The organism is Neobacillus niacini, assembly GCF_019749295.1.
Classification (GTDB): domain Bacteria; phylum Bacillota; class Bacilli; order Bacillales; family Cytobacillaceae; genus Neobacillus; species Neobacillus niacini_D.
Genome location: NZ_JACWFG010000043.1, coordinates 1 through 1,172, shown reverse-complemented (window position 1 = coordinate 1,172; position 1,172 = coordinate 1). Strand labels below are relative to the sequence as shown.

The 1,172-nt window shown below is 47.1% G+C and carries 9 tRNA genes; all 9 read right to left on the bottom strand.

What is annotated here, in order from left to right:
- Window positions 1-117: 117 nt before the first annotated feature.
- The 9 genes from H0184_RS27450 to H0184_RS27410 all read right to left on the bottom strand — a co-directional run bounded on the left by H0184_RS27450 (window position 118) and on the right by H0184_RS27410 (window position 1,117).
- Window positions 118-193 (bottom strand) — tRNA-Ala (locus tag H0184_RS27450).
- Window positions 194-213: 20 nt separating this feature from the next.
- Window positions 214-290 (bottom strand) — tRNA-Pro (locus tag H0184_RS27445).
- A 7-nt stretch (window positions 291-297) separates the two neighbouring features.
- Window positions 298-374: transfer RNA gene (locus H0184_RS27440), tRNA-Arg, on the bottom strand.
- 92 nt (window positions 375-466) lie between these two features.
- A tRNA-Leu gene (locus H0184_RS27435) sits at window positions 467-555 on the bottom strand.
- Window positions 556-560: 5 nt separating this feature from the next.
- A tRNA-Gly gene (locus tag H0184_RS27430) sits at window positions 561-635 on the bottom strand.
- A 31-nt stretch (window positions 636-666) separates the two neighbouring features.
- A tRNA-Leu gene (locus H0184_RS27425) sits at window positions 667-748 on the bottom strand.
- A 60-nt stretch (window positions 749-808) separates the two neighbouring features.
- A tRNA-Lys gene (locus H0184_RS27420) sits at window positions 809-884 on the bottom strand.
- 63 nt (window positions 885-947) lie between these two features.
- A tRNA-Thr gene (locus tag H0184_RS27415) sits at window positions 948-1,023 on the bottom strand.
- An 18-nt stretch (window positions 1,024-1,041) separates the two neighbouring features.
- A tRNA-Val gene (locus H0184_RS27410) sits at window positions 1,042-1,117 on the bottom strand.
- Window positions 1,118-1,172 lie beyond the last annotated feature (55 nt).

The window sequence follows — 1,172 nt, the reverse complement described above, 5'->3', positions numbered from 1 at the left end:
TTGACGTTACTGTTTGTTTAGTTTTCAAAGAACAATACATTGTCGTGTTAGCGACTTTTACATCTTAACAAATGCACTATGTCATTGTCAACATATTTTTTAAATTAATATAAATCTTGGTGGAGCCTAGCGGGATCGAACCGCTGACCTCCTGCGTGCAAAGCAGGCGCTCTCCCAGCTGAGCTAAGGCCCCAATTTTAGTAGAATAAAGAATGGTCGGGAAGACAGGATTCGAACCTGCGACCCCTTGGTCCCAAACCAAGTGCTCTACCAAGCTGAGCTACTTCCCGTAAAATATGGCGCGCCCGAAAGGAGTCGAACCCATAACCTTCTGATCCGTAGTCAGACACTCTATCCAATTGAGCTACGGGCGCATTTAATTGATGGTTAATTTCGCTGCTGCGAAAAAACATTAAGTGTTTTGCTTTGCAAAAACCACTGATTATTCTTTTCAAAAGAAATAACATGGTGCCGAGGACCGGAATCGAACCGGTACGGTAGTCACCTACCGCAGGATTTTAAGTCCTGTGCGTCTGCCAGTTCCGCCACCCCGGCAATATTGGAGCGGAAGACGGGATTCGAACCCGCGACCCCCACCTTGGCAAGGTGGTGTTCTACCACTGAACTACTTCCGCGAATATTGTTTTCTATCATAAGATACATAAGTGCGGGTGAAGGGAGTCGAACCCCCACGCCTTACGGCGCCAGATCCTAAGTCTGGTGCGTCTGCCAATTCCGCCACACCCGCCTATTGAAGTTTATTTGCTATTGCAAATAGAAAGTTATTTTCACTTTCGTGAAAAAACCTTGGTGAGCCATGAAGGACTCGAACCTTCGACCCTCTGATTAAAAGTCAGATGCTCTACCAACTGAGCTAATGGCTCGAATAAGAAAAGTTTCCTAAGCTCATTCTGGCATCGTAAGATGCTCTGCTTCAGAAAGAAGCATGGTGCCGGCGAGAGGACTTGAACCCCCAACCTACTGATTACAAGTCAGTTGCTCTACCAATTGAGCTACCCCGGCACATAGTAATAATAGTCTTGGTGGAGGATGACGGGATCGAACCGCCGACCCTCTGCTTGTAAGGCAGATGCTCTCCCAGCTGAGCTAATCCTCCATATATAGTACAGCCTGGCAACGTCCTACTCTCACAGGGACTTTCGTCCCAACTA